The organism is Corynebacterium sp. HMSC076C10, from assembly GCF_001812455.1.
Lineage (GTDB): Bacteria > Actinomycetota > Actinomycetes > Mycobacteriales > Mycobacteriaceae > Corynebacterium > Corynebacterium jeikeium_D.
This window is the reverse complement of the sequence record NZ_KV809090.1, coordinates 17,529-37,105: the sequence shown is the minus strand read 5'-3', so window position 1 is coordinate 37,105 and position 19,577 is coordinate 17,529. Positions and strand designations below refer to the sequence as shown.

Annotated in this window: 18 protein-coding genes; 10 read left to right on the top strand and 8 right to left on the bottom strand. The window is 59.5% G+C overall.

From position 1 onward, the window contains the following. Nucleotides 1–7: 7 nt before the first annotated feature. The 3 genes from HMPREF2857_RS01240 to HMPREF2857_RS01230 form a co-directional block, all read right to left on the bottom strand. Nucleotides 8–565, bottom strand: a complete 558-nt coding sequence (locus HMPREF2857_RS01240) for a hypothetical protein (RefSeq protein ID WP_049169906.1) — start codon at nucleotides 563–565, stop codon at nucleotides 8–10. Nucleotides 566–790: 225 nt separating this feature from the next. Beyond that, complete coding sequence (locus HMPREF2857_RS01235; RefSeq protein ID WP_246819571.1) at nucleotides 791–1,717, bottom strand: LytR C-terminal domain-containing protein; 927 nt, start codon at nucleotides 1,715–1,717, stop codon at nucleotides 791–793. Nucleotides 1,718–1,759: 42 nt separating this feature from the next. Next, on the bottom strand, nucleotides 1,760–2,104 hold the full coding sequence (locus tag HMPREF2857_RS01230; protein WP_224786666.1) for a DUF3263 domain-containing protein: 345 nt from the start codon (nucleotides 2,102–2,104) through the stop codon (nucleotides 1,760–1,762). Nucleotides 2,105–2,300: 196 nt separating this feature from the next. Between HMPREF2857_RS01230 and HMPREF2857_RS01225 the strand changes: the two genes are divergently transcribed. Then, a complete protein-coding gene (locus HMPREF2857_RS01225; protein ID WP_069358948.1) occupies nucleotides 2,301–2,882 on the top strand; it encodes a peptide deformylase in 582 nt (193 codons plus the stop codon). Nucleotides 2,883–2,885: 3 nt separating this feature from the next. Continuing rightward, nucleotides 2,886–4,004 (top strand): N-acetylglutamate synthase, CG3035 family, encoded by a 1,119-nt coding sequence (locus tag HMPREF2857_RS01220; protein ID WP_083310480.1) that lies wholly within the window; start codon nucleotides 2,886–2,888, stop codon nucleotides 4,002–4,004. A gap of 49 nt (nucleotides 4,005–4,053) precedes the next feature. On the opposite strand, the gene HMPREF2857_RS01215 is transcribed toward HMPREF2857_RS01220, so the two are convergent. Further along, nucleotides 4,054–4,869, bottom strand: coding sequence for an RDD family protein (locus tag HMPREF2857_RS01215; RefSeq protein WP_246819570.1), 816 nt, complete (start codon nucleotides 4,867–4,869; stop codon nucleotides 4,054–4,056). A gap of 121 nt (nucleotides 4,870–4,990) precedes the next feature. On the opposite strand from HMPREF2857_RS01215, the gene HMPREF2857_RS01210 reads away from it, so the two are divergent. The 3 genes from HMPREF2857_RS01210 to HMPREF2857_RS01200 all read left to right on the top strand — a co-directional run bounded on the left by HMPREF2857_RS01210 (nucleotide 4,991) and on the right by HMPREF2857_RS01200 (nucleotide 6,955). After that, nucleotides 4,991–5,788: an exodeoxyribonuclease III gene (locus HMPREF2857_RS01210; RefSeq protein ID WP_070642287.1), complete on the top strand. Its 798-nt coding sequence runs from the start codon at nucleotides 4,991–4,993 to the stop codon at nucleotides 5,786–5,788. 243 nt (nucleotides 5,789–6,031) lie between these two features. Next, entirely contained in the window at nucleotides 6,032–6,595 is a 564-nt protein-coding gene (locus HMPREF2857_RS01205) for a MarR family winged helix-turn-helix transcriptional regulator (protein ID WP_016421518.1), read from the top strand. Between the two features lie 42 nt (nucleotides 6,596–6,637). Further along, complete coding sequence (locus HMPREF2857_RS01200) at nucleotides 6,638–6,955, top strand: hypothetical protein (RefSeq protein ID WP_172620224.1); 318 nt, start codon at nucleotides 6,638–6,640, stop codon at nucleotides 6,953–6,955. Between the two features lie 115 nt (nucleotides 6,956–7,070). Here the strand turns inward: HMPREF2857_RS01200 and HMPREF2857_RS01195 are convergent, their stop codons facing one another. Next, the gene (locus HMPREF2857_RS01195) at nucleotides 7,071–7,574 is read right to left on the bottom strand and encodes an NUDIX domain-containing protein (protein WP_070642283.1); all 504 of its coding nucleotides are present in this window, start codon (nucleotides 7,572–7,574) and stop codon (nucleotides 7,071–7,073) included. Nucleotides 7,575–7,709: 135 nt separating this feature from the next. On the opposite strand from HMPREF2857_RS01195, the gene HMPREF2857_RS01190 reads away from it, so the two are divergent. The 4 genes from HMPREF2857_RS01190 (at nucleotide 7,710) to HMPREF2857_RS01175 (ending at nucleotide 13,829) form a co-directional block, all read left to right on the top strand. After that, nucleotides 7,710–9,326 carry a hypothetical protein gene (locus HMPREF2857_RS01190; RefSeq protein ID WP_070642280.1) on the top strand — a complete coding sequence of 539 codons (1,617 nt, stop codon included), beginning with the start codon at nucleotides 7,710–7,712 and terminating at the stop codon, nucleotides 9,324–9,326. Then, the gene (locus HMPREF2857_RS01185; protein ID WP_070642277.1) at nucleotides 9,323–10,402 is read left to right on the top strand and encodes a glutamate ABC transporter substrate-binding protein; all 1,080 of its coding nucleotides are present in this window, start codon (nucleotides 9,323–9,325) and stop codon (nucleotides 10,400–10,402) included. Before HMPREF2857_RS01190 ends, HMPREF2857_RS01185 begins: the two co-directional genes overlap by 4 nt. Next, nucleotides 10,399–12,864, top strand: a complete 2,466-nt coding sequence (locus tag HMPREF2857_RS01180; protein WP_070642274.1) for a serine/threonine protein kinase — start codon at nucleotides 10,399–10,401, stop codon at nucleotides 12,862–12,864. Before HMPREF2857_RS01185 ends, HMPREF2857_RS01180 begins: the two co-directional genes overlap by 4 nt. Nucleotides 12,865–12,977: 113 nt before the next feature. Then, entirely contained in the window at nucleotides 12,978–13,829 is an 852-nt protein-coding gene (locus HMPREF2857_RS01175) for a L,D-transpeptidase (RefSeq protein WP_016421524.1), read from the top strand. A 244-nt stretch (nucleotides 13,830–14,073) separates the two neighbouring features. On the opposite strand, the gene HMPREF2857_RS01170 is transcribed toward HMPREF2857_RS01175, so the two are convergent. After that, nucleotides 14,074–15,270 (bottom strand): acetate kinase, encoded by a 1,197-nt coding sequence (locus tag HMPREF2857_RS01170; RefSeq protein WP_069358955.1) that lies wholly within the window; start codon nucleotides 15,268–15,270, stop codon nucleotides 14,074–14,076. 5 nt (nucleotides 15,271–15,275) lie between these two features. Beyond that, on the bottom strand, nucleotides 15,276–16,601 hold the full coding sequence (gene pta / locus HMPREF2857_RS01165; protein ID WP_246818311.1) for a phosphate acetyltransferase: 1,326 nt from the start codon (nucleotides 16,599–16,601) through the stop codon (nucleotides 15,276–15,278). Between the two features lie 741 nt (nucleotides 16,602–17,342). On the opposite strand from pta, the gene HMPREF2857_RS01160 reads away from it, so the two are divergent. Further along, the gene (locus HMPREF2857_RS01160) at nucleotides 17,343–18,731 is read left to right on the top strand and encodes an FAD-dependent oxidoreductase (protein ID WP_070642271.1); all 1,389 of its coding nucleotides are present in this window, start codon (nucleotides 17,343–17,345) and stop codon (nucleotides 18,729–18,731) included. 33 nt (nucleotides 18,732–18,764) lie between these two features. Here the strand turns inward: HMPREF2857_RS01160 and HMPREF2857_RS01155 are convergent, their stop codons facing one another. Next, nucleotides 18,765–19,535 carry a sirohydrochlorin chelatase gene (locus tag HMPREF2857_RS01155; RefSeq protein ID WP_070642268.1) on the bottom strand — a complete coding sequence of 257 codons (771 nt, stop codon included), beginning with the start codon at nucleotides 19,533–19,535 and terminating at the stop codon, nucleotides 18,765–18,767. Nucleotides 19,536–19,577 lie beyond the last annotated feature (42 nt).

The window sequence follows — 19,577 nt, the reverse complement described above, 5'->3', positions numbered from 1 at the left end:
TTTCACACTAGGAGTCGTTTTCCTCAGTTGGCTCCGTCCAGGTGACGGTTTTTGCGCACGAGGCAAGGTCACCGTTGGAATCGACAAGCGCAACTGTGGTGAAACTGTCTTCATCCACCTTGGACGGAACGTTCCAGACATCTGCATTCCGTTTGTCATCGACGTGCACTTCGCCGATGACACCCAACCCTTCGGTTGCGGGGCTGCCGATGCCACTGCAGCCAGATGCACCACGCGCCTGCACTGTGTACTTGCCCTTATCCAAGGTAGTGAACTGACCTTTTTCGTCGGAAAGGCCCATCCATCCCTTGGCGCTCATGACCTGTACAGTTGCCAGCATTTTCATTGATCCGTCGTCGTTTGTTCGGATGAAGTTATAGGCGCTGACTCGCTCGGTCAGCTTCGGTGCAGCCGGATCTACGCTCACTGGCGCAGTGCTTGTCGACGCGCCTGCGTTCCCGTCCTTGTCGCTGCTGGATTCAACCCCCGAGCAGGACACCAACAGTGTTGCAGCACAACCCAACGCGGTGGCGACAGCAACACGACGACGCTTTACGGCGAACATAAAAACCTCACAGACCTCACTGGCTACTAGCAGAATACTAGTACCCCTTTTTCAGCCGTGATCTGTTTGAGACTGCAAAATATGCAAAAGCCCCGCCTAAGCCATGAAATGTGTGGCTTACGCGGGGCTTGGGAAGCTATGGGGGGGGCTTCGTACCACGGCGGCAGGTCTTGACGCCTAGGCCGCAGACCTTAGTGAGAGACCGAAGTCCGGTGGGCCGGGAGTCTAGTGAGCCGGGTCAGTGGCGACCACGACGATTCCCGCCGGAACGTCCCGGAGACGGTCATCGCGAGGTGCGGCTTCCCAACCGTTGTCGTGCGCGATCTGCTCAGCAGCGGCCTTTTCCTCTTCGTTCCTCGGGTCGAAGTAGACGGTGGTCTTCTCCCACACACCCATCTTCTCTTCAGGAGCGTTGCCGGTCTCGCCGGCACCCCAGCCCTGCTCACCCATCTGCTTGGACAGGTCATCGGCAAGGCCCACGACCTCAGAGTTGTTCAGGACACTGACCTTGACAGTCTTGCGGTCAATCTGTGGCGCTTCGTTGGCCTCATCCTGTGCCGGCGGATTCTCCGCGGGAGGAACCGGTTTGCCTGGCTCATTTGCCGGCGGCGGCAGGACCTCGCCGTCACCATCTCCAGCAGCACCATCCTTTGCCGGATCACTGCCGTTGGCCGATTCAGCAGGCGCACCAGAGTCAGCCGGAGCGGATGCCGAGGTGTCATTCTGGCCGGTGTTCTCAGCATCGTCGCCACGCGTGCTGAGTGCGTAGGCACCGTAGGCGACCAGGCACACGCCGATAGCGAGCAGCACAATAGCGAGAACACGCATGTAGCGGCCATCACCGGCACCGTCGCCGATGTCGCCGTCATCAACACCATCAGCAGCTGCGGAATTGCTAGCAGCAGCCCGAGAGCCAGCACCGGTAGTGGCGGCAGCGGTGGCACCAGCAGCGGCTGCGCCAGCGGCCGGAGCCGCAGATCTGAGCGCTGCGTGTTGAGCATCCGACGGCTCGGAGTACGCATGAGCGCCGCCAGCGGCCGGAGCCTCCGCGTAATCGCTGTACTCATCGAAGTCGTCGTAGTCGTCATCGAGTCGATGACGGCCCGGACGCGGCGAATTCTGAGGGTTTAGTTGGTCAGACACATCCCACATCCTATATGTTCTGCCGCCGAACCGTGAAGTGAAACTTGAACCTTACGCGTCGTGGTTGTCCCGCACGGCGCGCAGCCGATGAACCAACACGGGTTCGGCAGCTTCGGCTGCCGGAGAGTCGAGAAGTCGCGAAAGTACCTGGTGGTAGCGGATTGTGTTGTTTCCAAAGTCCTCGGCAAAGCGACGCCGAATTGCCTCCTGCCGCGCACCGGCCATACGCGGTCCGCGGCGGGCAACTTTCAGCCATTCTTTCTCAAAATCCAGCATTTTCTGAGCCAAAACGGGTTCAATGCCGCTGGTATCACCCACGAGTCCGAGATGTTCGGATGAGTCAAGCCGCCGCTCGGCCTCAGGTTCGTGGCTGCCACCTATGGGCTTCTTGCTCACCACTTTCCGCACCCCGCTTTCCTTCTCACTCGCGCTGATCCTCTATTCTGCACGACACTGCCTATGCAGATACTTAGTGAAGATACATAGTAAGGCCCAGCCCCCACCTCACCTACGCCCCACCTACAACTCCCTGACACAACTCAGACATCACCAGGCGATTTAGAAAACATGGACGCCGAGTAGAATCAGCGGCATGACTATCCGTCCCATTGTGATTGCCGGAGACCCCGTTCTCCACACTCCTACCCAGCCGGTAACCGAGGACGTCTCCGAGCTGCGCGAGCTCATCGAGGACATGTACGAAACCATGGACCGCGCCCACGGTGTGGGGCTGGCTGCCAACCAGGTGGGTGTCGGCAAGCGTCTGTTCGTCTACAACTGCCCCGATGACGACGACGTCTGGCACCGCGGCTGCGTCATCAATCCGGTGCTGACCACCAGTGAAATCCCGAAGACCATGCCTAACGACGACGGCTCCGATGACGAAGGTTGCCTCTCTGTGCCCGGCCTGTCCTTCCCCACCAACCGTGCGGAGAAGGCTGTTGTCACCGGCCTGGATGAAAACGGCGAAGAGGTCCGCATCGAGGCCACCGGTTTCTTCGCCCGCTGCATGCAGCACGAGGTCGGCCACCTGGATGGGTTCCTCTACACCGATTGCCTCACCGGTCGTTGGAAGCGCATGGCCAAGAAGGAAATCAAGCGCGCCGGTTGGACCGAGGGCGGCCTGACCTGGATGCCGGGCGTGGATCCGGATCCGTTCGGCCACGAGGATTAGATCGTGGCGGATAGGCAATTGGAGTCGTCGGTAAGCGAAAATGCAGCACAGAAGCTCCCGATTTCCCGCTGGGGCGTCGGTGAAGTGGCGATGGGACGTCGTGTCATTGTGCGGCGCGCGCTAACCGATGAAGAGGCGCTGGCCAGCGGCAAGAACACTACGGACGTCATTGGGCATGTGCTCAGCATGGATCCGTTCGTCGTGCGTCCACAGGTTTGTGCTGGCGTGCGTGCCGACGAGTCCGTGGCAGCGGTGGACTTTAGCGATAAGCACATTTTGATTGTGAAGGCCCTGCCGGATCATCCGGTGCGCAATTCGGATATTCGCGCCGTGGAAACTGCGACAGCGAAGGCCTTCCCGGGGATTGCGCACGTGGTGGAGTCGGGCTGGCTGCTGCGTGCGGGCGATGGCATTACGGAACGTTCCAACTCCGCGCTGCCGTTCGAACCCGGAGCCAGCACTCAGCCGGTGCCGCTGGAGAAAATTAAGTCGTTTTACAATTCCCACGATTTGCCGGTACGGATTGCGGTTCCGGACCGGATCGCCAAGCCTGCACAGGCACTGGTCGCAGGACCGGAGTGGACGGTCGGGCCGGACATTGTGGTTATGACGCGCTCGCTCGATGGGGACTTGCCGCCTGCTGAATTGGCAGCTGAATCCAACACCACCGAGTTGGCAGACGTGCAGGTGGACATCGCTGATCAGCCTGACGACGACTGGCTGGAGCTCTACCATTTCCGCGGCACTACACTGCCCGAGCATGCGCTGCAGTTCCTGCGCAATGAAATTGATGGCCGCATGTGTTTCGGGCGGCTCCAAGTCCCTGATGACAGTGCACTTGAGGGCATGCGCACAGTAGCTATTACGCGCGGCACGCTGACCGAATCGGAGGACGGCCGCGTGTGGCTCGGATTCTCCGCCGTGGAAGTCGCAGCCGATATGCGCCGCCGAGGACTTGGCACCCTACTGGGAATTCAGATGATGCACTGGGGTGCGCAGCACGGGGCAGATTCTGCATATCTGCAGGTATTGGGCTCGAATGAGGCTGGCATTGCTCTGTACCGGACGCTCGGTTTTACCGAGCACCACCGGCACCGCTACGCGGAGCTGACAGGGGCTTAGGTCTCGGGGCTCGCGTTTCGCCCCTTCCCCGCTCACCCTGATGATCGCGCTACTTCCCGCGCTTAACCCGTTTAGTCCGCTTCAGCTGCTTGCCCTGCTGCTCCTTGTTCTCCATGCGGCGCTGTCCGCGCTGCAGCTCGCGCGTCTCCGGCTTTTCCACCACTCGAGTGCGAACCGAGAGTTCATGACGACCTCTCCCCAGCGGATCGCGTGAGGCAGCCATCGCAATCCAGCCAGCCAGGCCCGCAGAGACAAACCAACCGGCGACCGGAATCATCGACGGCAGAATCCAGGCATTGCGCACAAAACCATCGCGGGCTGAAACTGGCATCCCGTGTGCACCTTCAATTTTCATGCCCATGGCGTGCTTACCCGGCGACCCGTCGAAGATGGAGTCCCCCGCCACGCGGTAGAGGTAAAAACCACCGGGACCGAGGAAGAGGCTGATCAGCATCACCATTACGCCGCTGTCGGATGTCCCCGCGATGCTAGCGAGAACTGCAATAGAGGCAATCAACGCAGTGTAGATGACAGAATCCACCAGCAGCGCGCCACCACGACGCACCACAGGGGCATTGGCCAGATTGGGATCGAAGCCCAGGTGTACTGCCATTTGAGCGGTCAGCGGTGCAACTTTGGGGTTAGTGCTGAGCTCACCGAAGGAAGACACCCCGTAGCTAGCGGGGTACCCGCTCTCGTAGCCGACCGGAATGTTTGCTACCGGATATGGCACTTCCTGATACGGCATTGCCGCATCGTACGCCGCATATGCGTCGTGCTCCCGATAAGCATTCCTGCCACTACTACTCAGGTAATCCGCCGGACTGTACTCGCCGCCGTAACGGCGATCGTCCCAGTTAGCCAACCTCGAAACTCCCTTTCCTACCGGGCTTCCGCCCACCTAGTCCGCTTTTGTCCGCCTATTTTGTCACTGCTTTATTCAACGCATGAGGCCGCCGTTTCGTTCCCCTTTTACAATCGTTGATATGCGAATCTGTGTCTGGAACGTCAATTCGGCTCGAACCCGCCTCGACCGAATGGTGGAAATGCTGCGCCGGAATGACATTGATATCCTGGCTGTCCAGGAAACCAAGTGCAAGGACGACCAGTTCCCCACCGCTGCTTTTGAAGAGCTGGGATACCAAGTCGCCCACCACGGCCTGAATCAGTGGAATGGCGTTGCCATCATCTCCCGCGTCGGCCTCGACGATATCCAGGCAGGGTTCCCCGGTCAGCCCGGTTTCAACAAGGACCCCGACGCAACTCCCGCATTGGAGGCCCGCCATATCGCCGCTACCTGCGGTGGCGTGCGCGTCCACAGCCTCTACATCCCAAATGGCCGCGACATCACCGACCCGCACTTCGAGTACAAGCTCGAATTTCTGGAGCAGCTCCGTCAGCACATCATCGCCACGCTTGACGACGACCCGGAGGCCACCTTCATGATGGGCGGCGACTTCAACATCGCCCCGACCGACAGCGATGTCTGGTCAATGGCAGCCTTCGCGGGGAAAACACATGTCACACCACCTGAACGCGCAGCCTTCTATGCGCTGGAGCAGGCGGGCATGAAGGAGGTAACTCGCCAATTCACCCCAAACCAGTGGACCTACTGGGATTACAAAGCTGGCCGCTTTTTCAAAGATGAGGGCATGCGCATCGACTTCCAGCTCGCCTCCCCCGCCCTCGCGGCAAAGGCGTCCGCCGGATTCATCGACATCGAAGAGCGTCAGGGCAAAGGCGCATCCGACCATGCTCCGGTGATTGTGGATTACGAAGTGTAGATAAACGCGGCGGAAAAGCGCGTAGGCCTAGTTCCTACTAGGGGGTGTCGCTGGGGCCGTCGTAAAGCGGAGTCCTTGCTGCCAGCCCCTAAAATCAGGGGCAGAAATGTGCGATAAAGCACCCGCACAACACTTATGAGTCTAACTTTTTGTTCAATCTACAAATTTTCACCACAGAAAGTTATTTCGACGATATAAGGTGTTTATTCAGAACATCAATTCATTACGTCGGGAAGGAAGATCATGACTTCTGCACGCTCCCCTCAGCGCACCACCACCCCGGAGCCAGCGAGCGGCTTCCCCACCGCGGATGACTCAACTGAGTCCGATGAATCCCTGCGCGAAAGCGTGCAGAAGATTTCCATCGGCCTGTATGACTTCCTTGCGTCGACTCGCCGCCTCGGTGAGCGCCCGAATGCCAGGATGGACATTTCCCAGTCGGAAATGGAAGTACTGCACTTTATTTCGACCCACCCGGGCTGCGGCGTATCCGACATTGCACGCCTGCGTTTCCTGCGCCCGTCCAACGTTTCGGCAACAGTCCGCCGTCTACTCGACAACGGGCTAATTGAACGCGAGAACAATGCAAAGGATCGCCGTGCGCAGAACCTCTATGTCTCCAGCGATGGCGAGACCCTGCTGGAGCAGCTTATCGACCACTGGGGTGCGCTGGTGTACGAAATTGTGCGGACAATGTCGCAAAAGGACGTGCGTGCGCTAATTAAGGCACTGCCTTCGCTGCTGAAGCTGGCGGAACACTCGGAAAGCTATGTTGAGGAGCACCAGCGCCGCCAGGAGCCGTTCTAAAAGCGCGCCGCTAAACCCTTCTTACTAGGTACGATGATGCTCATGGCTATTACTTTGAAGAAGGCAAAAGACGTAAAGACCGCTCCATTGGTGGCCACCGGCCTCATCGGCGGCTGGCTCACTGCTCGCGAAACAGGCATTCGCCCGCTCGGTGGCGTCATCTTGGGCGCCGCCGGCGCATATGCAGCACGCACCTGGAACGCAAAGACCGGCGCCCTGGGAGCCACTGGTCTGGTGGCCGCCTACCTCGGCGCTTTCGGCCTCTCACACCCGCTGGCTAAGAAGATTGGCGCATGGCCGTCCGTCCTGACCGTCACCGCGCTGGCTGCTGGCGCAGCAGCAGTTGCCGACTCCAAGTAAGCAACAAGCAGACAAGCCGCTCTCCCGACTTAAAAGTCACACCGGGGAGCGGCTTTGGTGTGCCAATCTCAGCGTGCAGCCTCAATGGGCGGTGTAAACCTCAGACCTTAGCCACCTAGTCAAGGCCCTCCAGCAATTTCTCGAGGTGCGCGCGCACCCGGGGCCACGATTCCACGAAAGGCGGCAGCAGATCGAGGCTGTCGACGTCGTCAAGCGGAATCCAGCGCAGCTCCAGGGACTCTTCGTTCGGATGCGTCTCCAGCTCTTCGGCAGCTAGTGCGTAGACCGTGTGGTACTTCCAGCCACCGGCGAGCTCGGGACGGTCCGGATCGGCCGGGAAGGGGCCGGTGGTGACCTGCGTGTCCAGGATGCGAAGCTGATGCTCCAGCAGCCCAGTTTCCTCAGCTGTTTCACGCAGCGCGGTCGCCTCAGGAGTCTCATGAGAATCACAAGCCCCACCAGGAACACCCCACGTTAGGGGGAACGATGTCCAGTCAGCTCGATACTGCATAAGCACAGTGCGCTGAGGGCTCACAATCAGCAGCCCTGCAGCTCCGAAGCGTCCCCAGCAGCGCGTACCGTTGGGGCCGGCCGCCCACCCATTTCCATCCTGAAGCATGTCTCCACCCTACGCCAGATACCCTTGTGTTTTCCGTCACAAGCCCGAGCGACTAAGATTTGCAGGGAACTAACGTTGCTCTGAGCGGAGAGATTGTCGCAGGCGACTTCGGTCACGTCGGAAGGACACGTGCACATGGGTGAAACCACTTCAAGTGCGCCTCATTCCCGCGCCCACGACAAAAGCCGAAACCCATTCCACCGCAAGAATCGCGCTCCACGCCGTACTCGTTTCAGCGGTCGCACCACTCCCGGTGGCGAAAGCTTAGACACACACACTGCGGCTCAGGCGGCAAAGGAATCGAAAGATACTCCCGTCTCCACCCCGACTCCCGAGAGTGCAGCACCAGCAACGGCCGCAACCCCAACAGCCCTGGCAGACTCTCCGCGCGATACAGACCTGCGCGTGGATGCCCTGGAGATTGGCCCGCGCAACCGGAGATTGACACGTTTTCTCGGTGAGCGCCTCTATGACAAGCTCGGCCCGTCGGCCACGTATGTGCGCCGGTCAGCGTCATTTTTGATAACGTCGCCGGGCCGATTGACCATAGTTGCTCTCATCCTCATCGTCGCTATCCTGGCCGCCGGTCTATCCATGTGGCAAACAACCTCGCAACGCCAGCAGCAGCTGACCCGAATTTCGCAGCTGAGCGAGCCGATGGCCAATGCCTCGCAGAATCTCTATGCCTCGCTGACGATTGCCGATGCGTCCGCCAACACCGCTTTTTCCCGCGGCACGCTCAACAGCAGCCAGGACTTGGTCAGCAACTTCGACGATGTCATCGCACAAGCATCCATGTCCGCTACCCGCGCAGCTACGGGCATTGAAAACGTCGATGATCCAGAGATGAAGGATGTCGCGACTGTACAGCGACTGTTGCCGGTCTACACCGGCATGGTCGAGACAGCTCGCGCGAATGCGCGCCAGGGCAACCCCGTCAGTGTCGCGTACCTCGCCTCTGCCTCAAACTTGATGCAGGTCCAGATTCTGCCAGCTGCAAAATCGCTCTACGAACGCACCAGTACCACGACTAATGAGGAGCAGCGCGAACTATCGAAGCCACCTCTTTTCCCGATGTCAGGCCTGGCAGCGGCAATTTTGATGCTGCTAATCACACAGTGGTGGCTGACTCGCCGCACCGGTCGACTATTCAACGTCGGCCTGTTTGGTGCAACCATGCTGATGGCCATCGCGCTTGTCGGTGTGGGAATCGCCACCACTCAGCCGTGGCAGTCCAACTCTCTCTTCGGAGAGCAGCGCCCGGACGTTCATGCCCTAACCCAAGTACGCATTGATGCCCAGCAGCTACGCGCCAGCGAAACCCTCGGCTTAGTGCGCCGTCAGCCCGCGGATGCGGAGTCCTTCTCGCAGTCGGTGCGCACCCTGGTCGGCGAGCTGGAAAGAGTGGACGCCAACGCGCCGGACGACGATGTCAGAGCCGCCATCCACGGTATCTACAGCTGGGAGTCCGGCCACAACCTGATGATGGAGCACTTGAGTTCAGGCGACTACGCCGGTGCGGTTCGCATCGCGACCGATGTGGATAATGCCAGCTCGTCGGCGACTGCGTTCAACCAGGTCGATGAGTCGCTACAGAATTCCATCGCCGAGTCCCGCCTGACCGCCCGTGAGAACCTCGACCAATCCCGTCGCGCTATCGCGGCACTATCCCTCGCCACGGTTACGCTGACCGTCATCGCGGCAGTTCTGGTTGTTTTCGGCTTCCGACACCGGCTTCTGGAGTACCTATGATTGTTTCGTTCTCCCCGTCGCTCCACAGTCTCGCCGGTTGGCGGCGCAGGGCCGTCCTTGGTGCACTCGCCATCGCCGGGCTCACCGTCAGTGCCTGCGCGACCGATTCGCTTGCCGACGATCCCTACTCGCGCACAATCCTGGAGGCCACCGGTGACTTCCCCCTGCCACCGGGCGCGTTCTACGACAAAGCCTCCTCGAGGAAGCCTGCGGCAGAACCCAACACCCCAGATCTGTCCACACTCGCCCCCGATGACCAAACACCGGAAGAGCGAATCCCGGAGATTTACCAGCGCGGCCGCATCATCGTTGGTGTTGACCAATCATTGAACCTGCTCAGCTTCCGCGACTTCAGCACTGGAGAGCTCTCGGGGTTTGAAGTATCCCTGGCACAAGAGATTGCCCGGGACATCTTTGACAATCCCGATGCTGTCGAGTTTCGGTTCGTCGACAGCAACGAACGCACTGCCGCACTCGAAGACGGCACTGTCGATGTCGTTTTGCGCACTATGACGGTCACCGATGCCCGGCGCGAAAGGGTGCTGTTCTCCACACCGTATTTGACAGCACGAGCTGGAGTTCTAGTCTCTTCGCCGGGTGGCGATGCTTCCCCCGAGGACGTCGAGGACGGTCGCATCTGCGTTTCCCGGGGATCCACTACCGAGGATTTGATTCGACGGCTCTCGCCGAACAATACGCTGCTGTTGGTCGGTAACTGGTCGGACTGCCTCATTTCACTTCAAAACAGCCAGGCAGAGATTGTCGTTGCCGATGACACCATTCTCGCTGGTATCAACGACCAAGATCCGGCCACCGCCATTGTCCAGCGGGGCTTGAACGAGGAAAGCTACGCGGCCGGTGTATCCAAGGGGAACCCAGGCCTAGTTCGCCAAATCAACGCGACCCTGGAGCGTATGGCGAGCGACGGCACCTGGCAGTCCCTCTACGACACTTGGTTCGGCCCCTTCCTGCCAAGCGGTACACAGCCATCGCCACAGTACAGCGACGACGAAGACATACTTGGAATCTCCCCCACACCGGAAGCTGCTCCAGAAGGCGAGGTGGATAACCGATGAGCGACGAAAACCAGTACTCCGAGCATGCCCAGCAAGCCCAGCATCCCCAGTACACGCCGGAGCCCCAGGAGGATGCTCACGCAGAGGCAGAGGCAGCTGCCACTCAGGCCGTCGCCTTCGACCCATTCGCCGATGAAGACAACGAACAAGAGCCCGGCACTGCCGCTGTCGCCTTCGACCCTTTTGCGGACGATGATGACGATGACGAAGAGTTCGATATCGCCGAATTGTTGGGGCGCGGGGGCTCGTCGTCAAGCGCGACGACCCAACCCGGCGCCCAGACGCCAGATCCGTCGATGGCCTCGCACCGGAAAGCGTTGGAGGACTTCCGCCGGAGGCGATCGAATGCACACCGCGGACGCACTGTCGCCGACGGCATGGTGCACCTGCCGTACATCACAACGCAGGATCCGCGCGATGCAGTAATGAGTGATGAGAAGATTCGAGCGACGAATAAGCCGGCGCCGAGCCTGAAAGCCGGCGATATCGTGGCGGATCAGTACGAGATCGTAGGCCCAATTGCCCACGGCGGGCTCGGCTGGATTTACCTGGCGATTGACCACAATGTCTCGGATCGTTGGGTCGTGCTCAAGGGCATGATGGCAGCGAAAAACGAGAAGGATTTCGCCGTAGTCCAGGCGGAACGCGAGTTCCTCGCGGAAATCTCGCATCCGGGAATTGTGAAGATTATCAACTTCATCGATGAGACGGACGCCAACAGCGCCACCGGCTTCATTGTGATGGAGTACGTCGGCGGCCCGTCGTTACGCAAGCAGCGACGGAGCTACCCAGACGGCGTCATGCCCTGTGACCTAGCGATTGGCTACATCCTGGAGCTGCTCCCCGCGCTGGATTACCTGCACTCGCGCGGCGTTGTCTACAACGATTTGAAGCCGGACAACGTGCTGCTCAGCGAAGACCACGTCACGCTTATCGACGTTGGCGCGGTCACCGGCATCGGCGCCTACGGCCATATCTACGGCACGCCCGGTTTCCAGGCGCCGGAGATTGCCACGACGGGACCGACGATTGCCAGCGATATCTACACAGTCGGCCGCACGCTGGCCTCGCTGATTCTGAAGTTGCCGGCGACCAACGGCGTCTACGACCCGGGGCTACCCTCACCTGTCGAAGAGCCTCTATTCCGCCGTTTTTACTCGCTCTACCGCTTCCTACTACGCGCTTGCCACGAGAACCCGGAGGCTCGCTTCGGTTCTGCTGAAGAGATGAGTGTCCAGCTCATCGGCGTATTGCGCGAGATTCTGGCGGTGCGCGACGGCGTGCAATTCCCGCAGGCGGTGTCGAATTTCTCGCCGCAGCGTTCCACGTACGGCACCAAGCACCTGGTGTTCCGCACCGATCAGCTTGTCGACGGCATCACCCGCGGCGTGGAAATCACTCCGCAAGAAGTGACCTTCGCGCTGCCTGTACCACTGATTAACCCGACAGATCCGGGTGCGCGCATCTTGAGTGCCTCGTCATTTACGGAGCCCAACGAACTTATCGAGGCACTGACCAATGCTCTGTCCGAACCCGAGTATGGTTCTTCGGTGGAAATTCCACTGGGCATCGTGCGTGCAAAACTGGACCTCGGATTAATTGATGAGGCCCGCGACAGCCTCTGCGATGTCTCTGACCGTTTGCAGCGCGATTGGCGTTATCACTGGTACGAGGGCGTGACTTATTTGCTTCTCGACCAATTCAACGATGCCCTCGCCTCGTTCCACCACGTGCTGACGATGCTGCCCGGCGAGCCCGCCCCGAAGTTGGCGCTGGCAGCGACTCTCGAGTTGATTCAACAGCGCTTGGGCATCGCCAACGCATCTCTCCTCGAGCCAGCTGTCGCCCGCGCCGCCGCGAACTTGAGCAGCGCGCTGGATAATGTCGCTGCCGATACGCCCGAAATCTTCTCCCCCGCCTGGGCCAGCGAGTCCCTGTCACCTCAGACGATTCGTTTCAACACCCTGCGTCTCTACGCCGTCGTGTGGGCGGCCAACCCGACGACGGTATCCTCCGCCTTCGGGCTAGCTCGTCAGCTGGCCTCTGAGCGCCAACACGAAATGGCTATATCCCAGCTTGACCGCGTACCCGGTAACTCCCGTCACCATCGCATGGCACGTTTGACGACGATTCTGATGCTCACCTCCGGGATGCCCTCCGAGTTAACTGAATCGAGAATTCGCCGTGCTGCGCGTCGTCTGGTGGAGCTGCCGACGAATGAACCGCGCATGCCACAGCTGCGCATCGCCGTGATGGCGTCCGCGCTGAACTGGTTGCGCAGCTCGAACCTCGACCATGCAGCTAGCTCCAATGGTCTTTTCGATGCGCCCTTTACCGTGGCCGGCCTGCGTGAAGGATTGGAAAAAGACTTACGGATGCTGGCACGCTCTTCGCAGTTTCCGCGACACCGCTACAACTTGGTGGATATCGCAAATCTCATTCGGCCACGGACTTGGCGTTAGCTCTCTAACAGCTCCTTACCGAACCTGGTCAAACATGCTGTTGTGGGCCTGAGCGCCACCCCAGAATTGGTGAATAAAGAGAGAATTGCCTTTCGTGGTTTAAGATATCCTCTATGTTTGCCTCTTCGAAATCCTCTCTCCGCAGCGCTAAGCGCGTAATTATCAGCGCTGCAGCCCTCACCACCGCCTTTGGTATTGGGGCCGGCACTGCCGTTGCCCTGCCGGTTTCCCCAGACCTGCAGTCGCTTAGCCAGAGTGTTCGGGACCTCAAGCTGCCGGAGATCTCGACTCTGAATTCGGGCGACCTTGCCCCTGAGCTCTCTGAGGTACTGGATTCCTCTTCGGTGAAGCTGCCGGATTCGGTCGTCGCTCTGATTAATGAAAACTTCAAGTTCGCTGAAAACAACAAGCAGGTGGCGGACAAGGTCAAAACTCAGCTGCTGAACGCCATCGACAGCCTGCCGTTGCCAGCCGCACAGAAGGCCGAAGCCACCCGCGTTGTCAACGAGATTTTCGGTTTGCTGGGGGGCCAGGACGAGCCGTCGCAGCCTGAGCCGGCGCCTGCCCCTGCTCCACAGCCAGAGCAGAAGCCACGCCCTGAACCACGCCCAGAGCCAAACAACCCGTGCCCGCCGAGCGCCCGTGCATGCGTTGACCTGGCTAACCAGAAGACCTGGCTGCAGGAAAATGGCAACATCACCTACGGTCCGGTGCCAATGTCCTCCGGTATGCCAGGTTACGAAACCACCCGTGGCCACCTGAGCGTTACCCGCAAGGTCCGCGATGAGTGGTCCCGTCCTTACAACGGTCCGATGCCGTTCTCGGTGTACTTCACCAACGACGGCGAAGCTTTCCACGAGGGCTCTGTTAATCAGATGTCCCACGGCTGCATCCACCTGAACCACGATGATGCTGTGAAGTACTTCGATACCCTGCAGGTCGGCGACGGCGTCTACATCTGGTAGTTATCTGCGCTGATGCGTTGAAACGATGACCGGGTGACTGAGCCTGTTGAGGCATAGGCGCAGTCGCCCCGGCGGTGAAAAATGAGCTCGCCCCACTAGGTTCTTCCAGTTTGGAAGGCAGTGGGAGCGAGCTCGTTTTTGTTGGGTCACAGCTGCGGATTCAACAGATGGGGCATCTAGCAGCCGTCGATTACGGAGGGTTACAGGAGCCCCTGTCTACTCGTCAGGGCTCCTGTCCAAAAACCTACTCCACGAAGCTCATTGCGTAGCGAGCAATGGCCAGTTCCTCGTTGGTCGGTACCACGAAGACCTTGACCTTGGAGTCCTCCGCCGAAATCAGACGCGGGCCGTCATTCGGCTGGGAGTTGAGCTCGTCATCAATCTTGATACCGAAGTTCTCAAGCTCAGCCATCGAATCACGGCGGATACCGACGTGGTTCTCACCGACACCGGCGGTGAAGGTGATGGCATCGAGGCGACCGAGAATCAGCATGTAAGAGCCAATGTAGCGGCGCAGCTGGTGGACATACATCTGGTATGCAGCCCAAGCATCCGGGTCGTGGTCATCCATGCGCTCCTGCAGGACTCGGAAGTCATTGACACCAGAGACACCCTTCAGACCGGACTGGCGGTTGCACAGATTGTCGATCTCGTCGATGCTCATGCCGTTGCGGTAGAGGTGGAAGATGACGCCCGGGTCAATGTCACCGGTACGAGTGCCCATCATCAGACCAGCCAGCGGGGTCAGCCCCATCGAGGTATCCACCGCCTGGCCACCTCGGATAGCCGCACACGACGCACCATTACCCAGGTGCAGCGTAATCTGGTTGATTTCCTCTGCCGGCTTATTCAGAAGGTCCGGCACCTGCTTGGAAACAAACTCATGCGAGGTGCCGTGGAAGCCGTAACGACGGATATCAAACTTCGATGCGACCTCTGCGTTGAGCGGGTACAGAGCAGCAGCTGGCGGCATGGTGTGGAAGAAACCAGTGTCGAAGACGGCGACGTGAGGCACGTCCGGAAGCAGCTTGCGAGACTCTTCGATGCCTACGATATTGGCCGGGTTGTGCAGCGGCGCCAGCGGAATAAGGTCGCGGATCATGCCGACGATTTCGTCGGTAATCAGCTCCGGTCCAGAGAACAGGCGACCACCGTGAACGACGCGGTGACCGACGGCCGCAATATCCACCGACTCCGGACCAACACCGTGCTCATCCATCAGCTCGAACGCGCGGTCAAGACCACTGGCGTGGTCAGCGATAGGCTCGGTGATTTCAATCTTCTGTCCGGAGAACTTCAGATTAATAATGCCGTCTTCTTCACCAATGCGCTCCACCAGACCGGAGACATACGGCGGCTGCGTTGAGTCCTTCTCCGGATCTACCAGCTGAAACTTGATAGAGGAGGAACCGGAGTTCAAAACAAGTACGTGACGGGACATAATAATTAGTTTCCTCCAGCCTGAATAGCGGTAATTGCAACCGTGTTGATGATGTCCGGCACCGTGGCGCCACGGGAAAGGTCGTTGACCGGCTTGTTCAAGCCCTGCAGAATCGGGCCGATTGCCAATGCACCACCACAGCGCTGGGCAATCTTGTAACCGATGTTACCGGCGTCCAGATCCGGGAACACGAAAACAGTTGCCTTACCCGCAACGGAGGAATCCGGCATCTTCTTCGCAGCCACAGACGGGTCAATAGCAGCATCGAACTGCAGCGGACCATCGACAGCGAGCTCCGGAGCCAGCTCCTTGGCCTTGGCCAGACCCGCCTTCACACGGTCCACATCCTCACCTGTGCCGGATGCTCCAGTGGAGTAGCTCAGCATGGCGACGCGGGCGTCGATGCCGAAGGAAGCTGCAGTCTCGGCGGATACTACCGCGATTTCACCCAGCTGTTCCGGAGCAGGCTTCGGCAGCACCGCACAGTCCGCAAAACCCCACAGCGAGTTGTCCATAACCATGAGGAACAGTGACGACACCGTGGAAGCCGACGGCTTGGTCTTAATGATTTGCAAGGACGGACGAATGGTGTGCGCAGTTGTGTGGGCTGCACCGGACACCATGCCGTCGACAAGCCCATTGTGAATCATCATCGTCGCGAAGTAGGAGATGTCCTGCATCGTCTCACGGGCCTGCTCCAGCGTGACCCCCTTGGCCTTGCGCATCTCTGCGAACTGTTCCGCGAACTGCTCAACATATTCGGAGGTCTGCGGGTTCCAGAGATGGGCGGCGTCGATGTCAAAACCCAGTTCGGCGGCGCGTGCCTTCATCGCATCCGGGTCGCCGAGGATAGTGAGCTCACAGATGTCCTCGCGCAGGAGGTAATCAGCGGCTTCAAGAATGCGGTCATCGTCCCCCTCTGGCAGCACAATGTGGCGTTTATCAGCCTTGGCGCGCTGCAATAGCCACCACTGGAAACGCTGTGGAGTCATCACTGCGGTGACCTCGCGGCTTACGACCTTGCGCAGCCCCTCAGCATCGTCAACGGCAACAACGGGAACGTCGAGCTCGAGAGTCTTAGCAGCCTCAGCTGCCTCCTCCCCTGTAAGGACAACTGCGAGTACCTCGCTGTGACGCTGAGCTGCACTGCTGAGAGCCAAACGAACGCGAGCCTTTGCGGCCTCTGTGTGGCAGCCCTCGCCACCAGCGACAACGATGACACCGGCGCCGGCGACGGTGGCAATGCGGAAGTCAAAATCGAGGTTGCCGGAGCCGGTCAGAACAGCCGCTCCCTCGTTAGCAGCGCGGTCAGCCTCAACAGCACTGACGATGGTGTCAAGCGCGGATTCCGGATCCACAACAACCTGATCCACGGTGGCGCCGTGCGCCCCACCGACAGTGTGGAGGCAACGTGCCCCACCCAGTGCCTCAGACAATGCCGTAATGACATCTTGCAGATTGTCTGCGCGGTCCACTGAAGTAATCAGGACTGCGGAGTTGTTGGTGGACGCTTGGGCGTTCTTATCGCTCACCGACGTTCCTTTCTCGCACTGCGCTTAATCGTTGACTTATTTAAACGTTGACTTGGCTCGAGCCGTTGGACTGCCGGAGGCTCAAGACCATGCTGAGCTTCTAATCCTGCTGAATCTAATCCCGCTGAGTCCCAAATCATTATTTTCATCTTATTGTGAGTCACCTTACATCTCACGGCGGACTCAAACCTCTTTGGTTACCCCTGGTAGCCACACTTTTCCCCACAGTTTCCAACAATTTTCCCGCATAATCGCGGCTTTTATGCGGTTTTTCTAGTGAACTAGCCCAAATTCCCACATTAGACGTGACTAAGGTCACATTTAGTTTTGTATGCCTTCAAAAGCATCTCACCGATGATGTGATGCTCGCCTCTCGATTTTTCGTAAGTTATCGCTACGATTGGGGGCGCTACCATTGGGAATGTCGAATAAACCGATAGCTCACCAATAACTCCTTTCCCCACGAGGTCACCGCTGGCAGCTACTTATGCCGCGGCCTCGTGGCCGTCGTAAAGCATTAGAGAAAGAAGGACACACTTCATGAATCGCCCGCTCCGCGTTGCCGTAATTGGCTCTGGCCCGGCCGGTGTTTATGCTTCCGATGCACTGATGAAATCCAGTACTGACGTGGAAGTCGATCTGTTTGAAAAGATGCCGGCTCCATTCGGTCTAATCCGCTACGGCGTCGCCCCCGACCACCCACGCATCAAAGGCATCATCATGGCCTTGCACCGCGTGATGGAAAAGCCGGAGCTGCGCCTATTTTCCAACGTTGAGTTCGGCAAGGACATCACACTCGACGAATTAAAGGAGCATTACGACGCCGTCATCTTCGCCACCGGTGCCGTCGGCGACCGCGCACTGCCAACGCCGGGAGCGGACCTGCCGGAGCACTTCGGCGCAGGCGAGTTCGTGGGCTTCTACGACGGCAACCCACTGTTTGAGCGCACCTGGGACCTCTCGGCGGAGTCCGTGGCCGTCGTCGGAGTCGGCAACGTCGCGCTGGATGTCTCTCGAATCCTGGCGAAGACCGGCGAGGAACTGCACGTCACAGAGATTCCGGACAATGTCTACGAGGTTCTGAAGACCAATAAGGCCAAGGAAGTCCACGTCTTCGGTCGACGTGGCCCGGCACAGGCAAAGTTCACTCCGCTGGAACTCAAGGAACTGGACTACTCACCAAACGTCGAGGTCGTTGTCGATCCGCGCGATATTGACTACGACTCCGCGTCCGAGATTATGCGTCGCAACTCCAAGATCACTGACCAGGTCTGCACCATCCTGGAGAACTACGCCATCCGCGAACCAAAAAACGCACCGCACAAGCTCTACATTCACTTCTTCGAGTCGCCAGTGGAAATCCTCAGCGAGGAGGGCGCCGACGGCGAGCAGCATGTGGTCGGCTTGCGCACCCAGCGCATGGAATATGACGGCGCTGGCGGACTGCGGCCGACCGGCGAGGCTACCGACTGGAAGGTCGGCGCTGTCTACTCCGCCGTGGGCTACCGCTCTGATGCACTGCCGGGTATCCCGTTCGACAACGTGAAGAATGTCATTTCCAACGTCGGTGGTCGAGTCATCGAATCCGACAACACCGAGGATGAAGCAGCCGAGGCCATCACTGGCCTCTACACCACCGGTTGGGTTCGCCGCGGACCGGTCGGCCTGATTGGTAATACCAAGGGCGATGCCAACGAGGCCGTAGCCAATCTGCTGGCCGATGCCGCTGAGGGCAAGAAATTCAACCCGTCGAAGCCGGAGTTGTCCGCTGTCAACGAGCTGCTGGAGTCCAAGGGTATCGACTACCTGGACTGGGAAGGTTGGCACAAGCTCGATGCTGCCGAACGCACCGCCGGCGAGGCCGAGGGTCGCGAACGCAAGAAGTACGTCGAGTGGGATGAGATGGTCACCCACTCCAAGGGCGAGTAACGGCGAGTAACTAGGACGGATAAAAAGCGTCGGCTACGCCACTACCTTCACGTCCGTGTACGCGGCGCGCGAGTCCCAGCGGCAGCACACAATCGGCGCCAACAGCTCGGCCAATGGCTCACCAAAAGCCACCTGACCAGCACCGTCGGCAGCGCCTGCATCGATGACTCGATCCCACAATAGGCCCGGCGCGGTAAACAGCGGCACCACTACGAGTCCGCGTCCGCGCTTGGCCGCGCGCTCCTGCGCCGCGGCCACAGCATCGGCTCCCTTGGTTTTCTCAGGACCGACCACGAATGCCGCGCTCACATGTCCCGGCAGCATCCCGCCAAGGTTTGCCGCAAACTGGTGCACCGCCGCATTGGCATCCTCATCAGAGGAGCCGACCCCCATCACCAGCGCATCGACCGGCCAGGAAAAAGATGCATTCTCCGCCGCTTCGATGATTCGCTTTACGACGGCGCGCTTCGTGCCGTCGCCAAGCCCGAGTCCTTCAGCCACTGTGATGTCAACACCATGCCGATCGCAGAGTCGAACCTGCTCGGGAACGTCGACTCGCGAGTGGAACGCATCGGTGAACAGCAGCGGTACGGCCAGTGCCTGAGTCTCGCCGGCAGCGGCGAGCTCGGCACAGACGGTATCCAGTGAGGGCTCGTCGAGGTCCAGCCAGGCGAGGCGAATCTGAGAGGGCGCATCCAGACGGGTGAGCGGCATCTTCTCGCGCACGAGCGCGACCACGTCTTCGAGCACCGGTTTGGTCTCTGAGTGCCGAGAACCGTGCGCAAGCAGAATCAGTGCGGTCATCGATGGTCTCCTCAGGCTCGCTAGCTGTGCTTTCTGGTTTCT